This window comes from Tepidiforma thermophila, from assembly GCF_002563855.1.
In the GTDB taxonomy this organism is placed as follows: Bacteria; Chloroflexota; Dehalococcoidia; order Tepidiformales; family Tepidiformaceae; genus Tepidiforma; species Tepidiforma thermophila.
The window spans coordinates 1442000-1459613 of sequence record NZ_PDJQ01000001.1; the positions used below are offsets into that span (position 1 = coordinate 1442000).

Here is a 17614-nt window from a genome sequence, read left to right on the forward strand (position 1 = left end):
GCTACTGCTGCTGGCCGAGCGCAATAATCGGGTCGACCTTCGCGACCTGCCGGCCCGAGAACAGCACCCCCACGACTGCCATCACGAGCAGCAGCCCGCCCGTCACCGCGAACGTCTGTGTCGTGAATGCAATCGGCACTGCGTCCGGCGCCTGCTGCAGCGCCCGGTTCGTCAGCCACGCAAGCGGCACCGCAATCACGATCCCCCCGAGCGCCACCAGCAGCGCCTGGATGAGCAGCTGCCGGAAGATGAACCCGCTCGTCGCGCCCACCGCCTTCAGCACGCCGATCTGTGGCGTCTTCTGCAGCGTCAGCACGTAGAAGAACACCCCAATGACCAGCCCGCCGATCAGGTAGCCGAACACCTGCAGCGCCTGCACCGTCGATTGCTGTCCCGCCACGCCTTCGATATTTGCGAACGCGGTCGACTTCGAGACGGCCTCCCAGCCCTCTCCCCGCTTCCCCGGCAGGCCGTCACCCTTCAACAGGACAATCGAAGCCGCCGGTGCCGCCGCATTCATGCCGCCGTACTTCATCTCCTGCCACGTGCCGCGCAGGATGTAGACCGCGGGCTGGAAAAAGAACGAACCCTCGTTCAGCTCCCCAAGAATCGTGAATTCCCGCTCCTCCAGCCGAACAGACAGCCTGACGGTGTCCCCAACCTTCAGTCCGGACGCCTTCAGGAAAAGGCGGTCCGCCAGCAACCCCGTGCGGTCATCCGCTGTCAGCGCCCGCCCGGCCTTCACCGGAGGCTCCCCGATCGTGCCCGGGTCGTATCCCAGCACGGCCGCCGACTTCACCTTGCCGTCTTCGCGGCGGTAGTTCACGGCCATGTAGCCCAGTGGCGCAGCCTCGCGCGCACCCGATTCCGCCGTGATCCGCGCCACCGTCTCCGCGCTCAGCTCCGACCGGATCACGCTGAGGCCCGCCCGGTCCGAATAGGCGATGGCGTCCGCATCGAAATTCCGCAGCGCCCGGCCCGCCTGCTCGTTCAGCCCAATGCCCAGGCCGTTGATCATCAGCACCAGGTAGCTGATGAGCGTCACAATCACGCCCACCAGTGCGAACTGGAGCTTCCGACGCCGAATCTCAAGGAAACCAATCATCAACCACTCTCCTTTTCCGGGGGTCGAAGTGCTTCGAGGACCAGGTCAATGCACGCGTCCGCGCCTGCGCCCGGGCCCTGCGGAAAGTGCGCGGGCATGAGCGGGGGCAGCAGCCCGTGCATGAACAGCGTCGCCACCAGCAGGTGGGCCGCTGCCGCCGGGTCGGCGCCCGGCCGCACCAGCCCGCGGGCTGCCGCTGCCGCAAGGTACCGCTCGATATCGGCCATCACCCGCTCGCTCGGCCCGAGCAGCCAGGCATGGTACGCCGGCAGGTGCTCCCATTCCGCGAGAGCCGTCCGCACACCCCGGCCCGCAGCGCTGAAGGCCGCCAGCACGTGGCGCAGGTACGGCCGCAACTCCGCGTCGAGGTCTTCCGGCTGCTCCGGCAGCGCGACGGCGTCCAGCCGCGCCATCGCCGTGCGGTGGCCATGCTCCAGCGCCGCGCCAATCAGCTCCTCCTTACTGGCGAAATGCCGGAACAGCGTCACCTCGTTCACGCCGGCGCGCGCTGCAATCTTCCGGGTCGTCGCACCCCGGAAACCCTCCTCTTCGAACACCTCGCGCGCAGCAGTCAGCAGTCGCTCGGCCGTCGCATCCATCATCCTCGATGGTAGCAGATTCATGTAAGCGCTTGCTTGCAGCTGCCTTGGATCCCCCTCGTGCGTACCATGTGAGTGATGCTCGAAGACTCATCACTTGAACACCTCCCGCCCGTCCTCCGCCCGCGCGCCAGTCTCGTCCTGCCCGGCGGAGCCATCCCCTACATCCACACCTCCATCTGGATGGGCGGCGCCCACACCCTCCAGGGCGAGACCATTCACCCCGCCGCCATCAGCGCCTCCTGGCTCGTCGACTGCGCCGGGGAAATGCCCGGCACCTACCGGGCCGCCGCCGCAGCCCATCTCTCCTGCGTCTTTGCCGACCTCGAAGCCCGCTTCCTCCCCTCCCGGCACATCCTCCCCGTCGTCGACCGCCTCACCGAGGCCGTCATCGACCCCGGCGCTGCCCCTCCAGCCGTCTACATCATGTGCTCCCACGGCATGAACCGCAGCGGGCTCGTGACCGGCCTCCTCCTTCGCCGCCTCGGGTTCGCCGCCGACGAGGCAATCGCCCGCATCCGCGCAGCCCGGCGCGGCGCCCTTTCAAACGATTCCTTCGTCGACCTCATCCGCCGCGCCTGACCCCGGCCAGGGCGCCCGCTCCCCTTCCGCGCCCTCCAGCAGGTCCGGCCGCCGCTCCCGCGTCCGCGCCAGCCGCTGCTCACGCCGCCACGCTGCGATCTTCGCGTGGTGTCCGCTCAGCAGCACTTCCGGCACCCTCCAGCCCCGGTATTCCGCCGGCCGCGTGTACTGCGGGTGCTCCAGCAGCCCATCCGCAAACGACTCCTCCTCCGGCGACACCGCATCACCCAGCGCCCCCGGGATGTGGCGTGTCACGGCATCAATCAGCACCATCGCCGGGAGCTCGCCGCCCGTCAGCACGTAGTCCCCGATCGAAATCTCCCGGTCCACGCAGTGCTCCACGAACCGCTCATCGACCCCCTCGTACCTGCCGCAGACGAGGATCAGCCGCGGCTCTGCCGCCAGCTCGCGCACGATCCGGTCGTTCAGCCGCTCGCCCGCCGGCGTGAGGTACACCACCAGCCCGCGCTCCGGCGCCTGCGCCCGGACGTGCTCCAGCGCCCGGTCCAGCACATCCACCCGCATCACCATCCCCTGGCCCCCGCCGAACGGGTAGTCGTCAACCGTCCGGTGCCGGTCCGTCGCATGCTCCCGGATGTCGTGGATGTGGAGGTCGAGCAGCCCATCTTCCCGCGCCCGCTTCACAATCGAAACATCCAGCGGGCCGCGGAACGCCTCCGGGAACAGCGTCAGCACATCGATGCGCATCGAGTTCAACATTCCGCCAGCGCGGCCCGGCTGGCAAGCAGGACTCCGCCGCGCACCCTCAGCCGCCGTGCTCCACCGGCCCCTGCAGCAGCTCCGCCGCGTGCCCCAGCAGCGGAAGCAGCACATCCATCCCCTGCCGGACCGCCTTCGGGTTCCCGGGCAGATTCACAATCAGCGTCCTGCCCCGCGTCACCGCAACCCCCCGCGTCAGGGCCGCAAATGGCGTGTGCTGCAGCCCGTTCACCACCAGCGCCACGGCGATGCCCGGCACCTCCCGCTCCGCCACCGCCAGCGTCGCCTCCGGTGTCACATCCCGCGGCGTCAGCCCCGTCCCGCCCGTCGTAATGATGACGTCCGCCGCGCCCCCGTCCGCCCACGCCCGCAGCGTCGCCGCGATCTGCTCCTGCTCATCTGGCACGATCGCCCGCGCCACCACCTCGTGCCCCGCTGCCAGCGCCAGCTCCGCGATGAGCGGCCCGCCCGCATCCTCCCGCTCCCCGGCTGCTCCCCGGTCCGAAACCGTCAGCACCGCCACGCGCGCCATCTCCCCAATCCTACCCCGGCGGCTCCGCCGGGTGGACGGAAAAAACGTATTGACAGGCCATCGGGGGGAACCTACCATGCTCGCGGGGGTCAGGTGGGGAAAAATGGGGAGCTTGGAATGCTCCCGCCCTGCGAAGGGAACACCCGCCCATCAGCCCCCGGAAAGGCAATGAGGGCATGCTCACGCGCTTCTCAGGCGCCTACGACTACACGCTGGACGACCGGGGACGGGTGCCCATCCCCCCGGCCTTCCGCGATGCCCTCAAGGCCGGCGCATACATCGGCGCCGGCGCCGACCAGTGCATCCACGTCTACACCCTCGAAGAATTCGAACGGCAGGCCGCCATCTTCGACGCCCTCCCCGAGGGCGACCCCATCGCCGAAGATGCCCGCCGCGATTTCTACTCCACCTTCTGGCCCGTCCAGCTCGACGGACAGGGACGCGTCAACCTCCGTGACGACCTCGCCGCCCGCGCCGGCATCAGCCAGGGCTCCCGCGAGGTCAAGGTCGTCGGCGTCGGGCGCCGCATCGAAATCTGGAACGCGGCCGTCTACGAGGAACGGGAGGCAGCACGCAAGCGCGCTCGCGCCGAGATCGCAGCCTCCGGCTTCGCAGCAGCTGCCGCCAGCTCAGGGGGAGGAGCGTAACGTGGTCGTCATGACATCCTCGCTCCCCATCCACCAGCCGGTCCTCCTCGACGAAGCCCTCCACTGGCTCGACGTCCGGGAGGATGGCACCTATATCGACTGCACCACCGGGCTCGGCGGCCACGCCGAGGCCATCGCCCGCCGGCTCGGCCCCGGCGGAAGACTCCTCTGCATCGACCAGGACGCCGAGGCGCTGGAGTTCGCGCGCACGAGGCTGGCACCGTTTGGGAGGCGGGTCAGCTTCGTCCACGCGAACTTCCGCGAACTCGACAGGGTCGCCGCGGAAGCAGGTGTCACGGCCGCCGATGGCATCCTCCTCGACCTGGGCTTCTCATCCTTCCAGGTCGAAAGCGCCCGCCGGGGATTCGCCTTCTCCCTCGAAGGCCCCCTCGACATGCGCATGGATCCATCGGCCGGCGGCCCAACCGCCGCCGACATCGTGAACACCTGGGATGAAGCGTCGCTCGCAGCGCTCTTCTTCGAATACGGCGAAGAGCCCCGGGCGCGGCGCATCGCGCGGGCCATCGTGGCCGCGCGCGCCCGCCAGCCGCTGCGGACGACCACCCAGCTCGCCAGTGTCGTCGGGCAGGCCGTGGGGGGCCCGGGGAGACGCACCCCAAATCACCCCGCCACCAAAGTCTTCCAGGCGCTCCGGATCCAGGTGAACGGTGAACTCGACAGCCTTCGCCTGGTACTTCCGCTCGCCCACGGCCTGCTCGACCCTGGAAACGCCGACCGCCACCCCGGGAGGCTGGTGGTCATCAGTTTCCACTCCCTCGAAGACCGGATCGTCAAGCGCTACTTCCAGCGCGAGGCCACAGCCTGCATCTGCCCGCCCGGCCTCCCGGAATGCCGCTGCGGGCACCGCCCAACCCTCCGCATCCTCACCCGCCGGGCAGTTCGCCCCTCCCCCGCTGAGGTCGCTCGAAACCCGCGCGCCCGCAGCGCCGTCCTCCGCGCGGCCGAACGGAGCAGCTGACCATGGCCGCTATTCACCATCCCCTCGGCGGCATCGGCCGTCCGCTCGGCGTTCCAGTACGCGGCCTCCGTATCAACCTGGGCCTCATCGCCGCCCTTGCCTTCCTCCTCTTCGCAGCACTGCTCCCCGTCCTCCAGAACAGCTTCGTCACGTCCCAGGGCTTCGATATCCAGGCCTCGCAGCGCCAGCAGGCCAGGCTTCGCGCCGAAATCTCACTCCTCGAAGCCGATGTCGCCCGCCTCACCTCCCAGGCCCGAATCGAACGGCGCGCCCAGGAGATCGGCATGGTGCGCGCAGCCGACCCGGTCTTCATCACCGTCCAGGAACCCGGCCCCGCGCCGGCGAAACTTCCAGCAGAGTATCTCCCCGCCCCGGAGCCAAAACCCGCTCCGGCCGAACCCTGGTGGAAGTCCCTGCTGAGCTGGCGGCCCTGGTAGCCAGCACCACGCCGCCGTCGCAACCGGCGGCCGGAGGCGCGTTCGGATGAGCATCCAAAAAGCGCGGCCCACCCGCCGCGTGTGGCTCCCGGCGGTATTCCTCGGCCTCTTCGGGGCCCTCCTCGCCGCGCGCCTCGTCCAGCTCCAGGTCCTCGAGCACGACGCCTACGCCGCCCAGGCCCGCAGCGAACTCCTCGGCAGCTCCACCGTCTACGCCCGCCGCGGCGCCATCCTCGACCGCAACGGCGGCGTCCTCGCCGTCTCCGTCGATACCTGGGATGTCTATCTCAATACCCGGGCCTGGCGTCAGCCCGCCGACCGCGCCCGGGTCATCGAAAAAGTTGCCGCCATCACCCGAGTTCCCCGGGCCTCCATCGAATCCAGGCTGGCCAGCTCCGAGGCCGTCGAGGTCCGCATCGCCATCGACCTCGAGTACGAACTCGGCCTCCAGCTCATCGACGCCGGCCTCCCCGGCGTCGTCCTCCTCCCTAACACCGCCCGCATCCACCCCGAAGGCGACCTCGCTGCCGCCGTCCTCGGCTTCACCGGCCTCGATAACACCGGCCTCGCCGGCATCGAAGCCTACTACAACGACATCCTCCAGGGCCGCCCCGGCAGGGCCGTCTACGAACGTGACACCCTCGGCGACCCCATCCCTTACGGCCAGTACATCGCCACTGAGCCCGTCCCGGGCGACGACCTTATCCTCACCATCGACCGTTACCTCCAGCGCCTCGCCGAAGAGACCCTCGCCGCTGCCGTCAAAGAGAACCGCGCCTCTGGCGGCACCATCATCGTCATGGACCCCTACACCGGCGACATCTACGCCCTCGCTACACTCCCCTCCGTCCGCTACTCCACCCTCGAAGCCGACCTCGAGGCGTCGACGGAAGAGAAGAGCGCCTTCAAGAACATCGCCGTCACCGACACCTACGAACCCGGCTCGGTCATGAAGGTCGTGACCGCTGCAGCCGCCATCGATGCCGGCGTCGTCACCCCCGAAACCACCTACGTGGATAATGGGGTCGTGGATGTGGAGGGGGTGCGCCTCAAGAACTGGGACGACGGCGTCTACGGCACGCAGACGATGACCGGCGTGCTTCAGCACTCCATCAACTCCGGCGCTGTCTTCATGCAGCAAAAGCTCGGCACCCGGCTCTTCCAGTCCTACCTCGAATCCTTCGGCTTCGGAAAGCCAACCGGCATCGACCTCCCCGGCGAGGCGTCTGGCTTCTTCCGCCGCCCCGAAGACCCCGGATACTCTCCCGTCGACGTAGCCACCCAGTCCTTCGGGCAATCCATCAGCGTCACCCCAGTCCAGGTGATGCAGGCCGTCGCTGCCTGCATCAATGGCGGCAACCTCGTCACCCCGCGCGTGGTCAAGGGGCGCATCCTCCCCGACGGCACCCGCATCGACCTCCAGCCCACTGTCGTGCGCCGCGTCATTTCGCCCGCCGCCAGCGATGCCGTCCGCCAGATGATGGGAGAGGTCGTTGCCCAGGACCCCGACGGCTGGGGCCGCAACCCGGCGCGGTACTCCGCAGGCGGCAAGTCCGGCACAGCCAACATCCCCGTCTGGGGCACCTACACCGACGACCAGCAGATCGTCTCCTTCATCGGTTTCGCCCCCCTCGAGCAACCGCGCCTTCTTGTCCTCGTCCGCCTCGATCAGAACCGCAACCTCCTCACGGGCACCCAGGCAGCCGGTCCCATCTTCGCCCGCTATGTCGATGAAGCCCTCCGCTACCTCGGCGTGCCCCCGGAAAAAGGCGCACGGAGCCCGCAACGATGACAGCGCACCTCACCACCGACTTTATCGCCGAGCAGATGGCCCGCCTGGGCTACCGCGTCATCCCCGGCGTCACCGCCGAGGTAACCGGCGGCTCCGCCGACTCGCGCACCGTCCGCCCCGGCGAGCTCTTTTGCGCCTTCCCGGGCGAACGCACCCACGGCGACGCCTACGTCGATGCCGCCCTCGCCGCCGGGGCTGTCGCGGTCATCTGCTCGCGTCCGCCCACCTCGGTCCCCTATGGCCGCACCATCGTCGTCGCACCCGACACGACGAAGGCCGTCGGCGAGCTCGCCCGCGCCTGGCGGCTCGCCTGCAACCCCCGGGTCGTCGGCGTCACCGGCACGGTCGGCAAAACCACCGCCAAGGACCTCGCTGCCGCCGTCCTCGGCCAGCACCTCCGCGTCTACAGCCGCCGCGGCAACTACAACTCCCGCGAAGGCCTGCCCCTCGCCCTCCTCGGCCTCCGTCGCGACGACGAGGTCGCCGTCCTCGAAATCGCCATGGACTCCCGCGGCGAAATCGCCTACCTCGCCTCCATCGCCCTCCCCGAAGTCGGCGGTGTCCTGAATATCGGCCTCACCCATATCGAAAAACTCGGCTCCATCGAAGCCATCGCCGAGGAAAAGCTGTCGCTCGCCCGCGCCCTGCCGGCCTCCGGCACCGCCATCCTCAATATGGACGACCCGCGCATCGCCCCCGAGGCGCGGCGGCTCCCCTGCCGCGTCATCGGCTTCGGCAGCCCTGGCTCCGGAGCAGACCTCGTCGTCACCGATGTTGAAGCCCGCGGCCTCGAAGGCACCGCCTTTACCGTCAGCTGGCAGGGGCGCTCCGTCCGTGTCACCTCGCCGCTCCCCGGCCTCCACACCATCCCTGCCGCCCTCTTCACCATCGCCGCCGGCATCGCCCTCGGCCTCGACTTCGACGCCGTCGCCGAATCCGTCGCCACCGCTGAACTCCCCGACCGGCGCATCACCGTCCGCCGCAGCGACACCGGCGCCACCATCCTCGACGACCGCTACAACTCGAGCCCGGCCTCGCTCGCCGGCGCTCTCCGTCTGCTTCGTGATGCCACAGGTCGGCGCATCGCCCTCCTCGGCAAGATGGCCGAACTCGGCGACTTCGAGGCGCAGGAGCACCGCGCCGCCGGCGCCCTCGCCGCAGAGTGCGCCGACGTGCTGGTCGCCGTCGGCGAAACCTGCCGCGCCATGGCTGAGGCTGCCCGCGATGCCGGCATGGCCCAGGTCCACTGGTTCGCCGACAAAGCTGAGGCAGGGCGCTTCGTGCGCGGCATGCTCGGCCCGGGCGACACCGTCCTGCTCAAAGCCTCCCGTTCGCAGGAGTTCGAAACCCTCATCCCCCTGCTGGAAGGCGAGCCGTGATCCACGCCCTGTACTCGGGGTTCATCACCTTCCTCATGGCGCTGGCACTGGGCGAGCCCATCGTCCGCTACCTGCGCCGCCGCCGCATTGGCAAGCAGATCTCCGAGTACCTCCCCGAGCACCAAAAGAAGGCCGGCACGCCCACCTTCGGCGGCTTCATCATCTGGCTGCCCACGCTGATCGTTACCGCCGTCGCCGTCGACTGGTGGAACCACCAGTCGATCCTCCTCCCGCTCGGCATGATCGCCGTCACCGCCGCCGCCGGCTTCGTCGATGACCTCGGCACCCTCCAGGACCGGCGCCAGGGCGGCCTCTCCTGGCGGTTTAAGCTCGGCTTCACTGCCGTCTTTGCCCTCGGCGCAGCCATCGTCCTGTACCGGTACATCGAGGTCGAGTCCATCAACATCCCCTATGTCGGGAGCTACGCCCTCGGGCTCTTCTACATCCCGCTCGCCGCCGCCATCATCGTCGCCACCACCAGCGCGGTCGCCGTCAGCGATGGCCTGGACGGTCTCGTCGGCGGCACCACGCTCATCGCCTTCATCGCCTACGGCATCATCGGCTTCATCCAGGGCCAGGAATTCGTCGCCACGTTCGCCTTCATCATCGCCGGCGCCAACCTCGGCTACCTCTGGTACAACGCCCACCCCGCCCGCGTCATCATGGGCGATACCGGCGCCCTCGCCCTCGGCTCCTCCCTCGCCGTTGTCTCCCTCATGACCGGCCAGTGGCTCCTCCTCCCCCTCATCGGCATCATCTTCGTCCTCGAAGCCGGCTCCAACATCCTCCAGATCGGCTCCTACAAACTCACCGGCCGGCGCATCTTCCGCCGCGCCCCCTTCCACCACCACCTCGAACTCATCGGCTGGGCCGAGACCCAAATCGTCACCCGCTTCTGGATCATCGGTATCGCCGCCGCCATGCTCGGCGTCGCCCTCGCGCTGGAGGTGCCCGAACGATGACCGCGCCGGTACCCCGCAGCCCGGACCTCCCGCCCCTCGAAGGGCTCCCCGTCCTCGTCTACTCCCTCGGCATCGAGGGCCGCGACCTCGCCCGGTGGCTCGTCGCCCATGGCGCACGGGTCACCATCTCCGACACCCGCGACGAAGCAGCCCTCGCCGCTGCGGGCGCGGTCCCGCCCGAGGGCGTCGAGCGCGTCGTTATCGGGCAGCCGCTGCTCGACCCCGCCGGCTTCGGCCTCGTCGCGGTATCGCAGTCGATCCTCCGCTACAACCCCGCCCTCGCCCGCGCCCGCGAACTCGGCATCCCGATTACCTCGCAAATGCGGCTGTTCCTCCAGCTCTGCCCCGGCCGTACCATCGGGATCACCGGCTCCAGCGGCAAGTCGACCACGACCGCCCTCGTCGGCGCCATGGCCCGCGAAGCCGGCATCGAGTTCGTCCTCGGCGGCAACATCGGCGAGCCCCTCCTCGCACACCTCGACGAGATCCGGCCATCCACCACGGTCATCCTCGAGATCAGCCATACCCAGCTCCAGTACACCGACCGCTCCCCGCACATTGCGGCCGTTACCAATGTCACCCCCAACCATCTCGACCAGTTCTCTTGGGACGAGTACGTCGGCCTCAAGCGCAACCACATCGCCCACCAGTCCCGTGACGACGTTGCCGTGCTCAACCAGGACAACCCTGTGACCCGGGCGTTCATGGCCTCCGTCCGCGGCCGGCTCGTCGCTACCTCGATCGAGGCGCCCCTCCAGCTCGACGGGGCCTTCATCGACGGCGGCGAGATCGTTATCCGTCGCAGCTCCCGGGTTACGCCGGTCGTACCGGTCGCCGACGTCCGCATGCGGGGTCGGCATAACCTCGCAAATGCCGTGATGGCCTGCGCGATCGCCGCCGAAGCCGGCTGGCCCGTCACCGCTATGGCCCGCGCCATCCGCACCTTCACCGGCGTGCCCCATCGCCTCGAAGTCGTTGGCCGCGCTGGCGGCGCAACCTGGGTCAACGACTCCATCGCCACCAGCCCCGAACGGACCGTCGCCGGCCTCCGTGCCTTCGACGAGCCCGTCGTCCTCCTCCTCGGGGGCCGTGACAAGCACCTCCCGCTCGACGTGCTCCAGGAGGCCGCCGCGCAGCGCTGCCGGGCCGTCGTCTGCTTCGGTGAAGCAGGCCCCCTCTTCCATGGCGCCCTCGCCGACCGGGTCGACGTCGCCGTCCTGGTCGATGCGCTCGAAGATGCTGTCGCGGCTGCCGCTGGCCTCGCCCGCCCGGGCGACGTCGTGCTCTTCGCACCGGCCGGCACCAGCTTCGACCGCTACCCCAACTTCGAAGCCCGCGGCGAACACTTCCGCCAGCTGGTCCGCCAGCTCCCGGGCTTCACGGTGGAGGTGTCGCCATAGCTGCCCGAACTGGTGAATGGAACCCCGGCCGCCCGGACTACCTGCTGGTCGCTATCGTCGCTATCCTCACGGCATTCGGCCTCGTCGCCGTCTACAGCGCCTCCTTCGTCCGCAGCCTCGTCGATTTCGGCGACCCCTACTCCTATGTCCTCCGCCAGGGCGTCTGGGCTATCGGCGGTGCCGTCGGCATGTTCGTCATGGCGCGCATCGATTACCGCAGGCTCCGCCCGCTCGCTCTGCCGCTCATGGCGCTCACCATTCTCCTGCTGATTGCGGTCATCGCCGTCGGGGTTGAGGGCGGCGGCGCCCGCCGCTGGATCGGCGTCGGCGAACTCACCCTCCAGCCGGCCGAATTCGCCAAGCTCACCGTGACCATCTACCTCGCGGCCTGGCTCGCCTCCCGCGGAGGCAGCCTCCGCAGCTTCGAACACGGTCTCGTGCCGTTTGTCCTCATCATCGGCACCGTCAGCGCCCTCATCCTCCTCCAGCCCAACCTCGGCACCACGCTCATCATCCTCGCCATCACCGTCACCATGTTCTGGGTCGCCGGTGCCACCTTCCTCCAGATGCTCTCGCTCTTCGGCAGCGGCCTCGTCGCCATCACCGTGCTCGCACTCGGCGCCGGCTACCGGGCAGAGCGCATCACCGCATTCCTCCACGCCGAGAAGGACCCCGACGGCATCGGCTTCCAAACCCTCCAGGCGCTCATCGCCATCGGTAACGGCGGACTCACCGGGCTCGGTCTCGGCGCCAGCCGCGCCAAGTTCTTCTACCTCCCCGAAAGCCACACCGACGGCATCTTCGCCATTGTCGGCGAGGAGCTCGGCCTTCTTGCTGGTCTCGCGATGCTCGCGCTCTACATCCTGCTCATGATTCGCGGCTACCAGGTGGCTCGCCGCGCCCGCGATGAATTCGGCCAGCTCGTCGCGACCGGCATCACCACCTGGGTGGCGGTCCAGGCCTTCCTCAATATCGGCGGCATCCTGCGCGTCATCCCGCTCACAGGCGTTCCCCTCCCGTTCGTCAGCTACGGGAGCAACGCCCTCGCCGCCCTGCTCCTCGCTATGGGGGTGCTCGTCAGCATCTCCCGCTACGGCAACGACCGCGGCGGCTACCTCGACCAGCACCCCGTCGACCGCCGGCCGCGCGGCGCCATCATCCGCAGGGGGCAGGAGCCGTGACGACCATCGTCCTCACCGGCGGCGGCACCGGCGGCCACCTCTACCCCGCCATCGCGGTGGCCGGTGCGCTCCGGGCCATGGAGCCCCCGCCCCGCCTCGTCTTCCTCGGCCCGGCCAATCGCGGCGAACGCGCCACTGTCGAGGCATCCGGCCTCGAATTCCACGAGGTGCCCGCCGCGCCCATCCGCGGGCGGACTCCCGTCGGCCTCGTGCGCAGCTTCGCAACCCTTGCCCGCGGAACCCTCGCGGCGCTCCAGCGCCTCCGCCGCCTCCGTCCAGATGTCGTCTTCAGCACCGGCGGCTACGGGAGCTTCCCCGTCAGCCTCGCCGCATGGCTCCTCCGGCGGCCGCTGGTCGTCTTCCTCCCCGACGTCGCGCCCGGCCTTGCGGTCCGCGCGGAACGCCGCTTCGCGACCCGACTCGCGACCACCACGCCCGCCGCCCTGGCCCACCTGCCGGCCGGCAGGACCGTCGTGACCGGCTACCCGGTCCGGCCCGAGTTCTTCACCCTCGACCGGGCTGCCGCTCGCACCGCCGTCGACGTCCCCCTCGCCGAGCCCCTCGTGGTCGTCGCCGGCGCGTCGCAGGGCTCCCGCGTCCTGAACGATGCGGTTCTCGCCGCGCTCGAGGCGGTGCTGTACCGCGCCCACCTCATCCACGTCACCGGCCAGGCCGGCCTCGAAATGGCGGAGCGGGCCCGCGCCGCGCTCCCGCCCCACCTCGCCGAACGGTACCGTCCGGCTGCCTTCCGGGCCGATCTCCCGGCCGTCATGCTCGCCGCCGACCTCGGCGTTGTCCGCGCCGGCGCATCCATCCTCGGCGAGCTGCCCGCAGCCGGCCTCCCCTCCATCCTCGTGCCCGGCACGTTCGCCGGCGCCCACCAGCGCGACAACGCCCGCTGGCTTGCCGACCACGGCGCAGCCGTCATCCTCGACGAGTCCGACCTCGGCGCCCTCGGCACCCGCATCGCCGAACTCCTCGACGACCCTGCCCGCCTCGAGGCGATGCGTGCCGCGGCCCGCGCCCTCGCCCGGCCCTCGGCTGCCGCCGACATCGCCCGCCTTGTCATGGAGGTTGCCCGGTGACCGCACCCGGCCTCCTCGGCCCGGTCCACCTCGTTGGCATCGGCGGCATCCACATGTCCGCCATCGCCATCCTGCTTCTCGAACGCGGCGTCCCGGTCACCGGCAGCGACCTCCGCCGGTCGCACCTCACCGACGACCTCGAACGTCGAGGCGCACGCGTGTTCGAAGGCCACGCTGCCGCAAACGTGCCGCCCGAAACCGAGCTCGTTGTGACCACCGCCGCAGCCAGGCCCGACAACCCAGAGCTGGTCGAGGCGCACCGCCGCGGCATCCCGGTGCTCCTCCGCGCCGAGATGGTCGCTCGCCTGCTCGAAGGCAGGCGGCTCGTGGCAGTCGCAGGCTCCCACGGCAAGACCACAACCTCGTCGCTCATCGCCGTCATCCTCGCCCGCGCCGGCCGCCAGCCCATGTACCTCCTCGGCGGCGAATGCCCCGACCTCGGCGGCCACGCAGCCTGGGGCGCCGGCGATGTCGCCGTCGTGGAGGCCGACGAGTACCGCCGCGCCTTCCTCGAATACACACCCGACATCGCCGTCGTGACCACCGTCGAGCCCGACCACCTCGACGACTTCGGCACGCCCGAAGCCTACGTCGAGGCGTTCGTCGCCTTCGGCCGGCGGGTCAGGCCGGGCGGCCTCCTCCTCGCCTGCGCCGATGACCCCGGCGCCCGCTTCGTGAGCGACGTCCTCGGCGATGAACCGCTCCGCCACGAAACCTACGGCACCGAAGGGACCCGCTACTGGCGCGCGGACGCCATCGAACTCTCCCCGGCCGGCGGGCGCTTCACCCTCGAACGCGGCGGCACACCCCTCGGCACGCTCGAGGTCCGCGTCCCGGGCATCCACTTCGTCCGCAACGCCACCGCTGCCGCCGCCGTCGCCCTCCACCTCGGCGTCCCCTTCGACGCCGTCCGCGAGGCCGTGGCCGCCTTCCGCGGCGCCCGCCGCCGCTTCGAACACGTCGGCGAGGCCCGCGGCATCACCGTGATGGATGACTACGCCCACCACCCGACCGAGGTGCGCGCCCTGGTCGCCTCCGCGCGCGCCGCCTTCCCCGGCCGGCGCCTCATCGGCATCTACCAGCCGCACACCTACAGCCGCATCGCCTACCTCTGGGACGAGTGGCTGCCCTGCTTCGCCGGGCTCGATGCCCTGGTCGTGGTCGAAACCTACGCCGCACGCGAGGCCCCCGAGGCCGGCCGTTCCGCCGCCGACCTCGCCGCCGCCATCACCGAGCCGCCCGCGCGCTACGCCGCCGATTTCGATGCTGCCGTCCGCCTCGCCCTCGAAATCGCCCGGCCCGGCGATGTCGTCTTCACCATCGGCGCCGGCGATGTCAACGAGGTCGGCCCGCGGCTGCTGGAGGCCCTCCGATGAGCGCTATCGAACGGCTCGCAGCCGAGGTCTCCCGGTTCGGCGAGCTCCGCACGGCCGAGCCCCTCGCCCGCCACACCACCTTCGGCGTCGGCGGCCCGGCCGACCTCTTCCTCACGGTCCGCTCCGCCGATGCCCTGGCCGCGGCCTCCGCTGCCGCCGCCGATGCCGATGTGCCGGTCTTCATCCTCGGCTCAGGCAGCAACATCCTCGTCGCCGACGCCGGCATCCGCGGTCTCGTCATCGATAACCGCGCCCGCGCCGAGTCCCTCGATGGCACCACCGTCCGCATCGAAAGCGGGGCCAGCTTCGCCGCCTTCGCCCGGCGGATGTGCCGCCGTGGCCTCGATGGTCTCGCTTGGGCGGTCGGCATCCCCGGGACGCTCGGCGGGGCAGTCGTCTACAACGCCGGCGCCTACGGCGGCTGCCTCGCCGATGTCCTCCGCCGCGTCCGCCTCCAGCTTCCCGGCGGCCGCGCCGAGTGGGTCGACGCCGCCGACCTGCACCTCGTCTACCGGGGCAGCCGCTTCACCCGCGGCGAACTCCGCGGCCGCGCCGTGCTCGAATGCGAACTCGAACTCGCCCCTGGCGACCCGGCCGAACTCCTCCGCCGCGCCGCCGCCTATGACGCGAAGCGGCTGGCGGCCCAGCCCCGCGGGCGGAGCGCTGGCTCCACCTTCAAAAACCCGCCCGAGGCACCCGCCTGGAAGCTCATCGATGCCGTCGGCATGCGCGGAATGCGCCGCGGCGACGCCGCTATCTCCGAAAAGCACGCCAATTTCTTCGTCAACGAGGGGAATGCGACCGCCGCCGACCTCCGCTGGCTCATCGACGAGGCCCGCCGGCGCGTCTTCGAGGCCTTCGGCATCACCCTCGAACCCGAAGTCGAGTTCGTGGGGGCGTGGACATGACCCGCAAACGCGTCGCCGTCATCTTCGGTGGCCGCTCCGGCGAGCACGAAGTCAGCATCGTCTCGGCTCGCAGCGTCATGGCCGCCCTCGACCCCGCCCGCTGGGAGGCCGTCCCCATCGGCATCTCCCGCTCCGGCGACTGGCTCACCCCGGACGAAACGCGCGCTGCCCTCGAATCCGGCGCCCGGGCCTTCCACGGCCTCGGCCGACCCCTCCTCAGCGCTGCCGAGGCCCTTGCCGCCCTCGCCTCCTGCGACGTCGCCTTCCCGCTCGTTCACGGCACCTTCGGCGAAGACGGCACCCTCCAGGGCTTCCTCGAAATGGCCGGCATGCCCTATGCCGGCGCCGGTGTCGCCGCCTCCGCCATCGGCATGGACAAGGCGCTCATGAAGGCGCTCTTCCGCGAAGCCGGGATTCCCGTCGCCCGCTATTCCGTCATCCGATCATGGGAGTATACACTTCACCAAAATACGTCTATGGCCCTCATCGAAGACGCGATCGGCTACCCCTGCTTCGTCAAGCCGGCCAACGGCGGCTCCAGCGTCGGCATCACCAAAGTCCGCTCCCGCGAAGACCTCCCCCGCGCCTTCGCCGCCGCCTTCGCCTGCGACGACAAGGTCGTCGTCGAAGAGGCCATCACCGGCCGCGAACTCGAATGCTCGGTCCTCGGCAATGAGCAGCCCGAGGCCTCCGTCGTCGGCGAAATCGTCCCCGACCGCGAGTTCTACGACTACGACTCGAAGTACGACCCCGCCTCCAAAACCGAGCTCTATATCCCCGCCCCGGTCACCCGGGCCGTCGCCGAGGACGCCCGCGAACTCGCCCTCCGCATGTACCGCGTCATGGGCTGTGAAGGCTACGCCCGCGTCGACTTCTTCCTCACCCCCGGCGACCGCCTCATCGCCAACGAGGTCAACACCATCCCCGGGTTCACCAGCATCAGCATGTATCCTAAGCTCTGGGAAGCGTCCGGCCTGCCCTACCGCGAGCTGCTGACCCGCATCCTCGAGCTCGCCTTCGAACGCCACGCCCGGAGACCGCGGCCATGATCATCCGACGCAACCGCGGCCCCCAGCCCGGCGTCGTCCGCCGTATCGTCCGCCGCACCCGGCCGGCCGTCGGCGAAGCCCGACCCCGGACCATCGTCCGCAGGAGCCAGTTCGTCATCGGAGAAGGTGTCGTCGCGCCCCGGCCCCGCCGGCGCTGGCGCCCCGGGCGGCGGCTCCTCCTTACCGCGGGCAGCATCGTCGTCCTCGCCGGGCTCGTCGCAGGCGGCACATGGCTCTACCGGGCGCCGTACTTCCGCGTCTCGAACGTCGAGGTCGTCGGCACCCAGCGGATGTCGCCGGGGACGGTCATCAGCCGCACCGGCCTCCTCGGGGAGAGCATGTTCACCGCCGACCTCGCCGCCGTCCAGCGGTTGCTCTACGAGCTGCCCCTCGTCGCCGCCGTCCGTGTCGAGCGCGACTGGCCCTCCACCATCCGCATCATCATCGAGGAGCGCCGCCCCTGGGGCACCTGGGAGCAGGCCGGCGTCGATTACCTCATCGACCGCGAGGGCGTCGTCCTCGCTGTCGGCGAACGGCTCGGCCCCGGTGCGCCCGCCATCCGCAGCTCCGAACCTGGCACCCGCCTCGTCGGCGACCGCGTCGATTACCAGGCCGTCGATGCCGCCGCCGAAATCTACGAACGCCTGCCGCGCCAGCTCGGCACCACCGTCGCCGAAGTCGCCTTCATCAAGGGCAAAGGCGTCCAGGTCACCACCGCCGATGGGCAAATCGCCCTCTTCGGCGATTCCAGCTCCATCGCCTACAAGCTCGCCGTCTGGGCCGCGCTCGCCGCAGAAGCCCGCCAGCGGAACATCTCCTACACAACCGTCGACCTGCGCTACGGGAACCGCCCGGTGCTGCAGTAGAGGAAGCTGAGGAAA

The 17614-nt window shown here is 70.1% G+C and carries 18 protein-coding genes; 14 read left to right on the top strand and 4 right to left on the bottom strand.

Features of this window, described 5'->3' with window-relative positions; all coding sequences use genetic code 11:
- Position 1 precedes the first annotated feature (1 nt).
- On the bottom strand, positions 2-1105 hold the full coding sequence (locus tag A9A59_RS06985; RefSeq protein WP_098503597.1) for an ABC transporter permease: 1104 nt from the start codon (positions 1103-1105) through the stop codon (positions 2-4).
- A complete protein-coding gene (locus A9A59_RS13725; protein ID WP_278286824.1) occupies positions 1105-1704 on the bottom strand; it encodes a TetR/AcrR family transcriptional regulator in 600 nt (199 codons plus the stop codon). The genes A9A59_RS06985 and A9A59_RS13725 overlap by 1 nt, the downstream gene beginning before the upstream one ends.
- 78 nt (positions 1705-1782) lie before the next feature.
- On the opposite strand from A9A59_RS13725, the gene A9A59_RS06995 reads away from it, so the two are divergent.
- On the top strand, positions 1783-2286 hold the full coding sequence (locus A9A59_RS06995) for a protein-tyrosine phosphatase family protein (RefSeq protein ID WP_098503599.1): 504 nt from the start codon (positions 1783-1785) through the stop codon (positions 2284-2286).
- Here A9A59_RS06995 and trmD read toward each other — a convergent pair.
- Both trmD and A9A59_RS07005 read right to left on the bottom strand, forming a co-directional pair.
- The gene (gene trmD, locus A9A59_RS07000; RefSeq protein WP_098503600.1) at positions 2248-2994 is read right to left on the bottom strand and encodes a tRNA (guanosine(37)-N1)-methyltransferase TrmD; all 747 of its coding nucleotides are present in this window, start codon (positions 2992-2994) and stop codon (positions 2248-2250) included. The genes A9A59_RS06995 and trmD overlap by 39 nt on opposite strands.
- Before the next feature lie 58 nt (positions 2995-3052).
- Positions 3053-3538, bottom strand: coding sequence for a MogA/MoaB family molybdenum cofactor biosynthesis protein (locus A9A59_RS07005; RefSeq protein ID WP_098503601.1), 486 nt, complete (start codon positions 3536-3538; stop codon positions 3053-3055).
- Between the two features lie 176 nt (positions 3539-3714).
- Here A9A59_RS07005 and A9A59_RS07010 point away from each other — a divergent pair, with 176 nt between their 5' ends.
- The 13 genes from A9A59_RS07010 to A9A59_RS07070 are packed head-to-tail and all read left to right on the top strand — an operon-like array spanning position 3715 to position 17599.
- On the top strand, positions 3715-4185 hold the full coding sequence (locus A9A59_RS07010) for a division/cell wall cluster transcriptional repressor MraZ (protein WP_098503602.1): 471 nt from the start codon (positions 3715-3717) through the stop codon (positions 4183-4185).
- A 10-nt stretch (positions 4186-4195) separates the two neighbouring features.
- Entirely contained in the window at positions 4196-5164 is a 969-nt protein-coding gene (gene rsmH, locus A9A59_RS07015) for a 16S rRNA (cytosine(1402)-N(4))-methyltransferase RsmH (protein ID WP_098503603.1), read from the top strand.
- A gap of 2 nt (positions 5165-5166) precedes the next feature.
- The gene (locus A9A59_RS07020) at positions 5167-5601 is read left to right on the top strand and encodes a septum formation initiator family protein (protein WP_098503604.1); all 435 of its coding nucleotides are present in this window, start codon (positions 5167-5169) and stop codon (positions 5599-5601) included.
- Between the two features lie 46 nt (positions 5602-5647).
- The gene (locus A9A59_RS07025; protein ID WP_098503605.1) at positions 5648-7393 is read left to right on the top strand and encodes a peptidoglycan D,D-transpeptidase FtsI family protein; all 1746 of its coding nucleotides are present in this window, start codon (positions 5648-5650) and stop codon (positions 7391-7393) included.
- Positions 7390-8772: a UDP-N-acetylmuramoyl-tripeptide--D-alanyl-D-alanine ligase gene (locus tag A9A59_RS07030; RefSeq protein WP_098503606.1), complete on the top strand. Its 1383-nt coding sequence runs from the start codon at positions 7390-7392 to the stop codon at positions 8770-8772. Before A9A59_RS07025 ends, A9A59_RS07030 begins: the two co-directional genes overlap by 4 nt.
- A complete protein-coding gene (mraY, locus tag A9A59_RS07035) occupies positions 8769-9734 on the top strand; it encodes a phospho-N-acetylmuramoyl-pentapeptide-transferase (RefSeq protein ID WP_098503607.1) in 966 nt (321 codons plus the stop codon). The genes A9A59_RS07030 and mraY overlap by 4 nt, the downstream gene beginning before the upstream one ends.
- Positions 9731-11134: a UDP-N-acetylmuramoyl-L-alanine--D-glutamate ligase gene (murD, locus tag A9A59_RS07040; protein WP_098503608.1), complete on the top strand. Its 1404-nt coding sequence runs from the start codon at positions 9731-9733 to the stop codon at positions 11132-11134. The genes mraY and murD overlap by 4 nt, the downstream gene beginning before the upstream one ends.
- 44 nt (positions 11135-11178) lie before the next feature.
- Positions 11179-12315 carry a putative lipid II flippase FtsW gene (ftsW, locus tag A9A59_RS07045; RefSeq protein WP_278286928.1) on the top strand — a complete coding sequence of 379 codons (1137 nt, stop codon included), beginning with the start codon at positions 11179-11181 and terminating at the stop codon, positions 12313-12315.
- On the top strand, positions 12312-13400 hold the full coding sequence (locus A9A59_RS07050; protein WP_098503610.1) for a UDP-N-acetylglucosamine--N-acetylmuramyl-(pentapeptide) pyrophosphoryl-undecaprenol N-acetylglucosamine transferase: 1089 nt from the start codon (positions 12312-12314) through the stop codon (positions 13398-13400). The genes ftsW and A9A59_RS07050 overlap by 4 nt, the downstream gene beginning before the upstream one ends.
- Positions 13397-14776: a UDP-N-acetylmuramate--L-alanine ligase gene (murC, locus tag A9A59_RS07055; protein ID WP_098503611.1), complete on the top strand. Its 1380-nt coding sequence runs from the start codon at positions 13397-13399 to the stop codon at positions 14774-14776. Before A9A59_RS07050 ends, murC begins: the two co-directional genes overlap by 4 nt.
- Positions 14773-15684: a UDP-N-acetylmuramate dehydrogenase gene (gene murB, locus A9A59_RS07060; RefSeq protein ID WP_098503612.1), complete on the top strand. Its 912-nt coding sequence runs from the start codon at positions 14773-14775 to the stop codon at positions 15682-15684. The genes murC and murB overlap by 4 nt, the downstream gene beginning before the upstream one ends.
- Positions 15681-16733 carry a D-alanine--D-alanine ligase family protein gene (locus tag A9A59_RS07065; protein ID WP_098503613.1) on the top strand — a complete coding sequence of 351 codons (1053 nt, stop codon included), beginning with the start codon at positions 15681-15683 and terminating at the stop codon, positions 16731-16733. Before murB ends, A9A59_RS07065 begins: the two co-directional genes overlap by 4 nt.
- Positions 16730-17599, top strand: a complete 870-nt coding sequence (locus A9A59_RS07070) for a cell division protein FtsQ/DivIB (RefSeq protein WP_098503614.1) — start codon at positions 16730-16732, stop codon at positions 17597-17599. The genes A9A59_RS07065 and A9A59_RS07070 overlap by 4 nt, the downstream gene beginning before the upstream one ends.
- Positions 17600-17614: the final 15 nt, after the last annotated feature.

Coding starts and splice junctions, on each gene's coding strand:
- A9A59_RS06985 (WP_098503597.1), bottom strand. CDS start 1,105: ATGATTGGTTTCCTTGAGATTCGGCGTCGGAAGCTCCAGTTCGCACTG.
- A9A59_RS13725 (WP_278286824.1), bottom strand. CDS start 1,704: ATGGATGCGACGGCCGAGCGACTGCTGACTGCTGCGCGCGAGGTGTTC.
- A9A59_RS06995 (WP_098503599.1), top strand. CDS start 1,783: ATGCTCGAAGACTCATCACTTGAACACCTCCCGCCCGTCCTCCGCCCG.
- trmD (WP_098503600.1), bottom strand. CDS start 2,994: ATGCGCATCGATGTGCTGACGCTGTTCCCGGAGGCGTTCCGCGGCCCG.
- A9A59_RS07005 (WP_098503601.1), bottom strand. CDS start 3,538: ATGGCGCGCGTGGCGGTGCTGACGGTTTCGGACCGGGGAGCAGCCGGG.
- A9A59_RS07010 (WP_098503602.1), top strand. CDS start 3,715: ATGCTCACGCGCTTCTCAGGCGCCTACGACTACACGCTGGACGACCGG.
- rsmH (WP_098503603.1), top strand. CDS start 4,196: ATGACATCCTCGCTCCCCATCCACCAGCCGGTCCTCCTCGACGAAGCC.
- A9A59_RS07020 (WP_098503604.1), top strand. CDS start 5,167: ATGGCCGCTATTCACCATCCCCTCGGCGGCATCGGCCGTCCGCTCGGC.
- A9A59_RS07025 (WP_098503605.1), top strand. CDS start 5,648: ATGAGCATCCAAAAAGCGCGGCCCACCCGCCGCGTGTGGCTCCCGGCG.
- A9A59_RS07030 (WP_098503606.1), top strand. CDS start 7,390: ATGACAGCGCACCTCACCACCGACTTTATCGCCGAGCAGATGGCCCGC.
- murD (WP_098503608.1), top strand. CDS start 9,731: ATGACCGCGCCGGTACCCCGCAGCCCGGACCTCCCGCCCCTCGAAGGG.
- murB (WP_098503612.1), top strand. CDS start 14,773: ATGAGCGCTATCGAACGGCTCGCAGCCGAGGTCTCCCGGTTCGGCGAG.
- A9A59_RS07065 (WP_098503613.1), top strand. CDS start 15,681: ATGACCCGCAAACGCGTCGCCGTCATCTTCGGTGGCCGCTCCGGCGAG.
- A9A59_RS07070 (WP_098503614.1), top strand. CDS start 16,730: ATGATCATCCGACGCAACCGCGGCCCCCAGCCCGGCGTCGTCCGCCGT.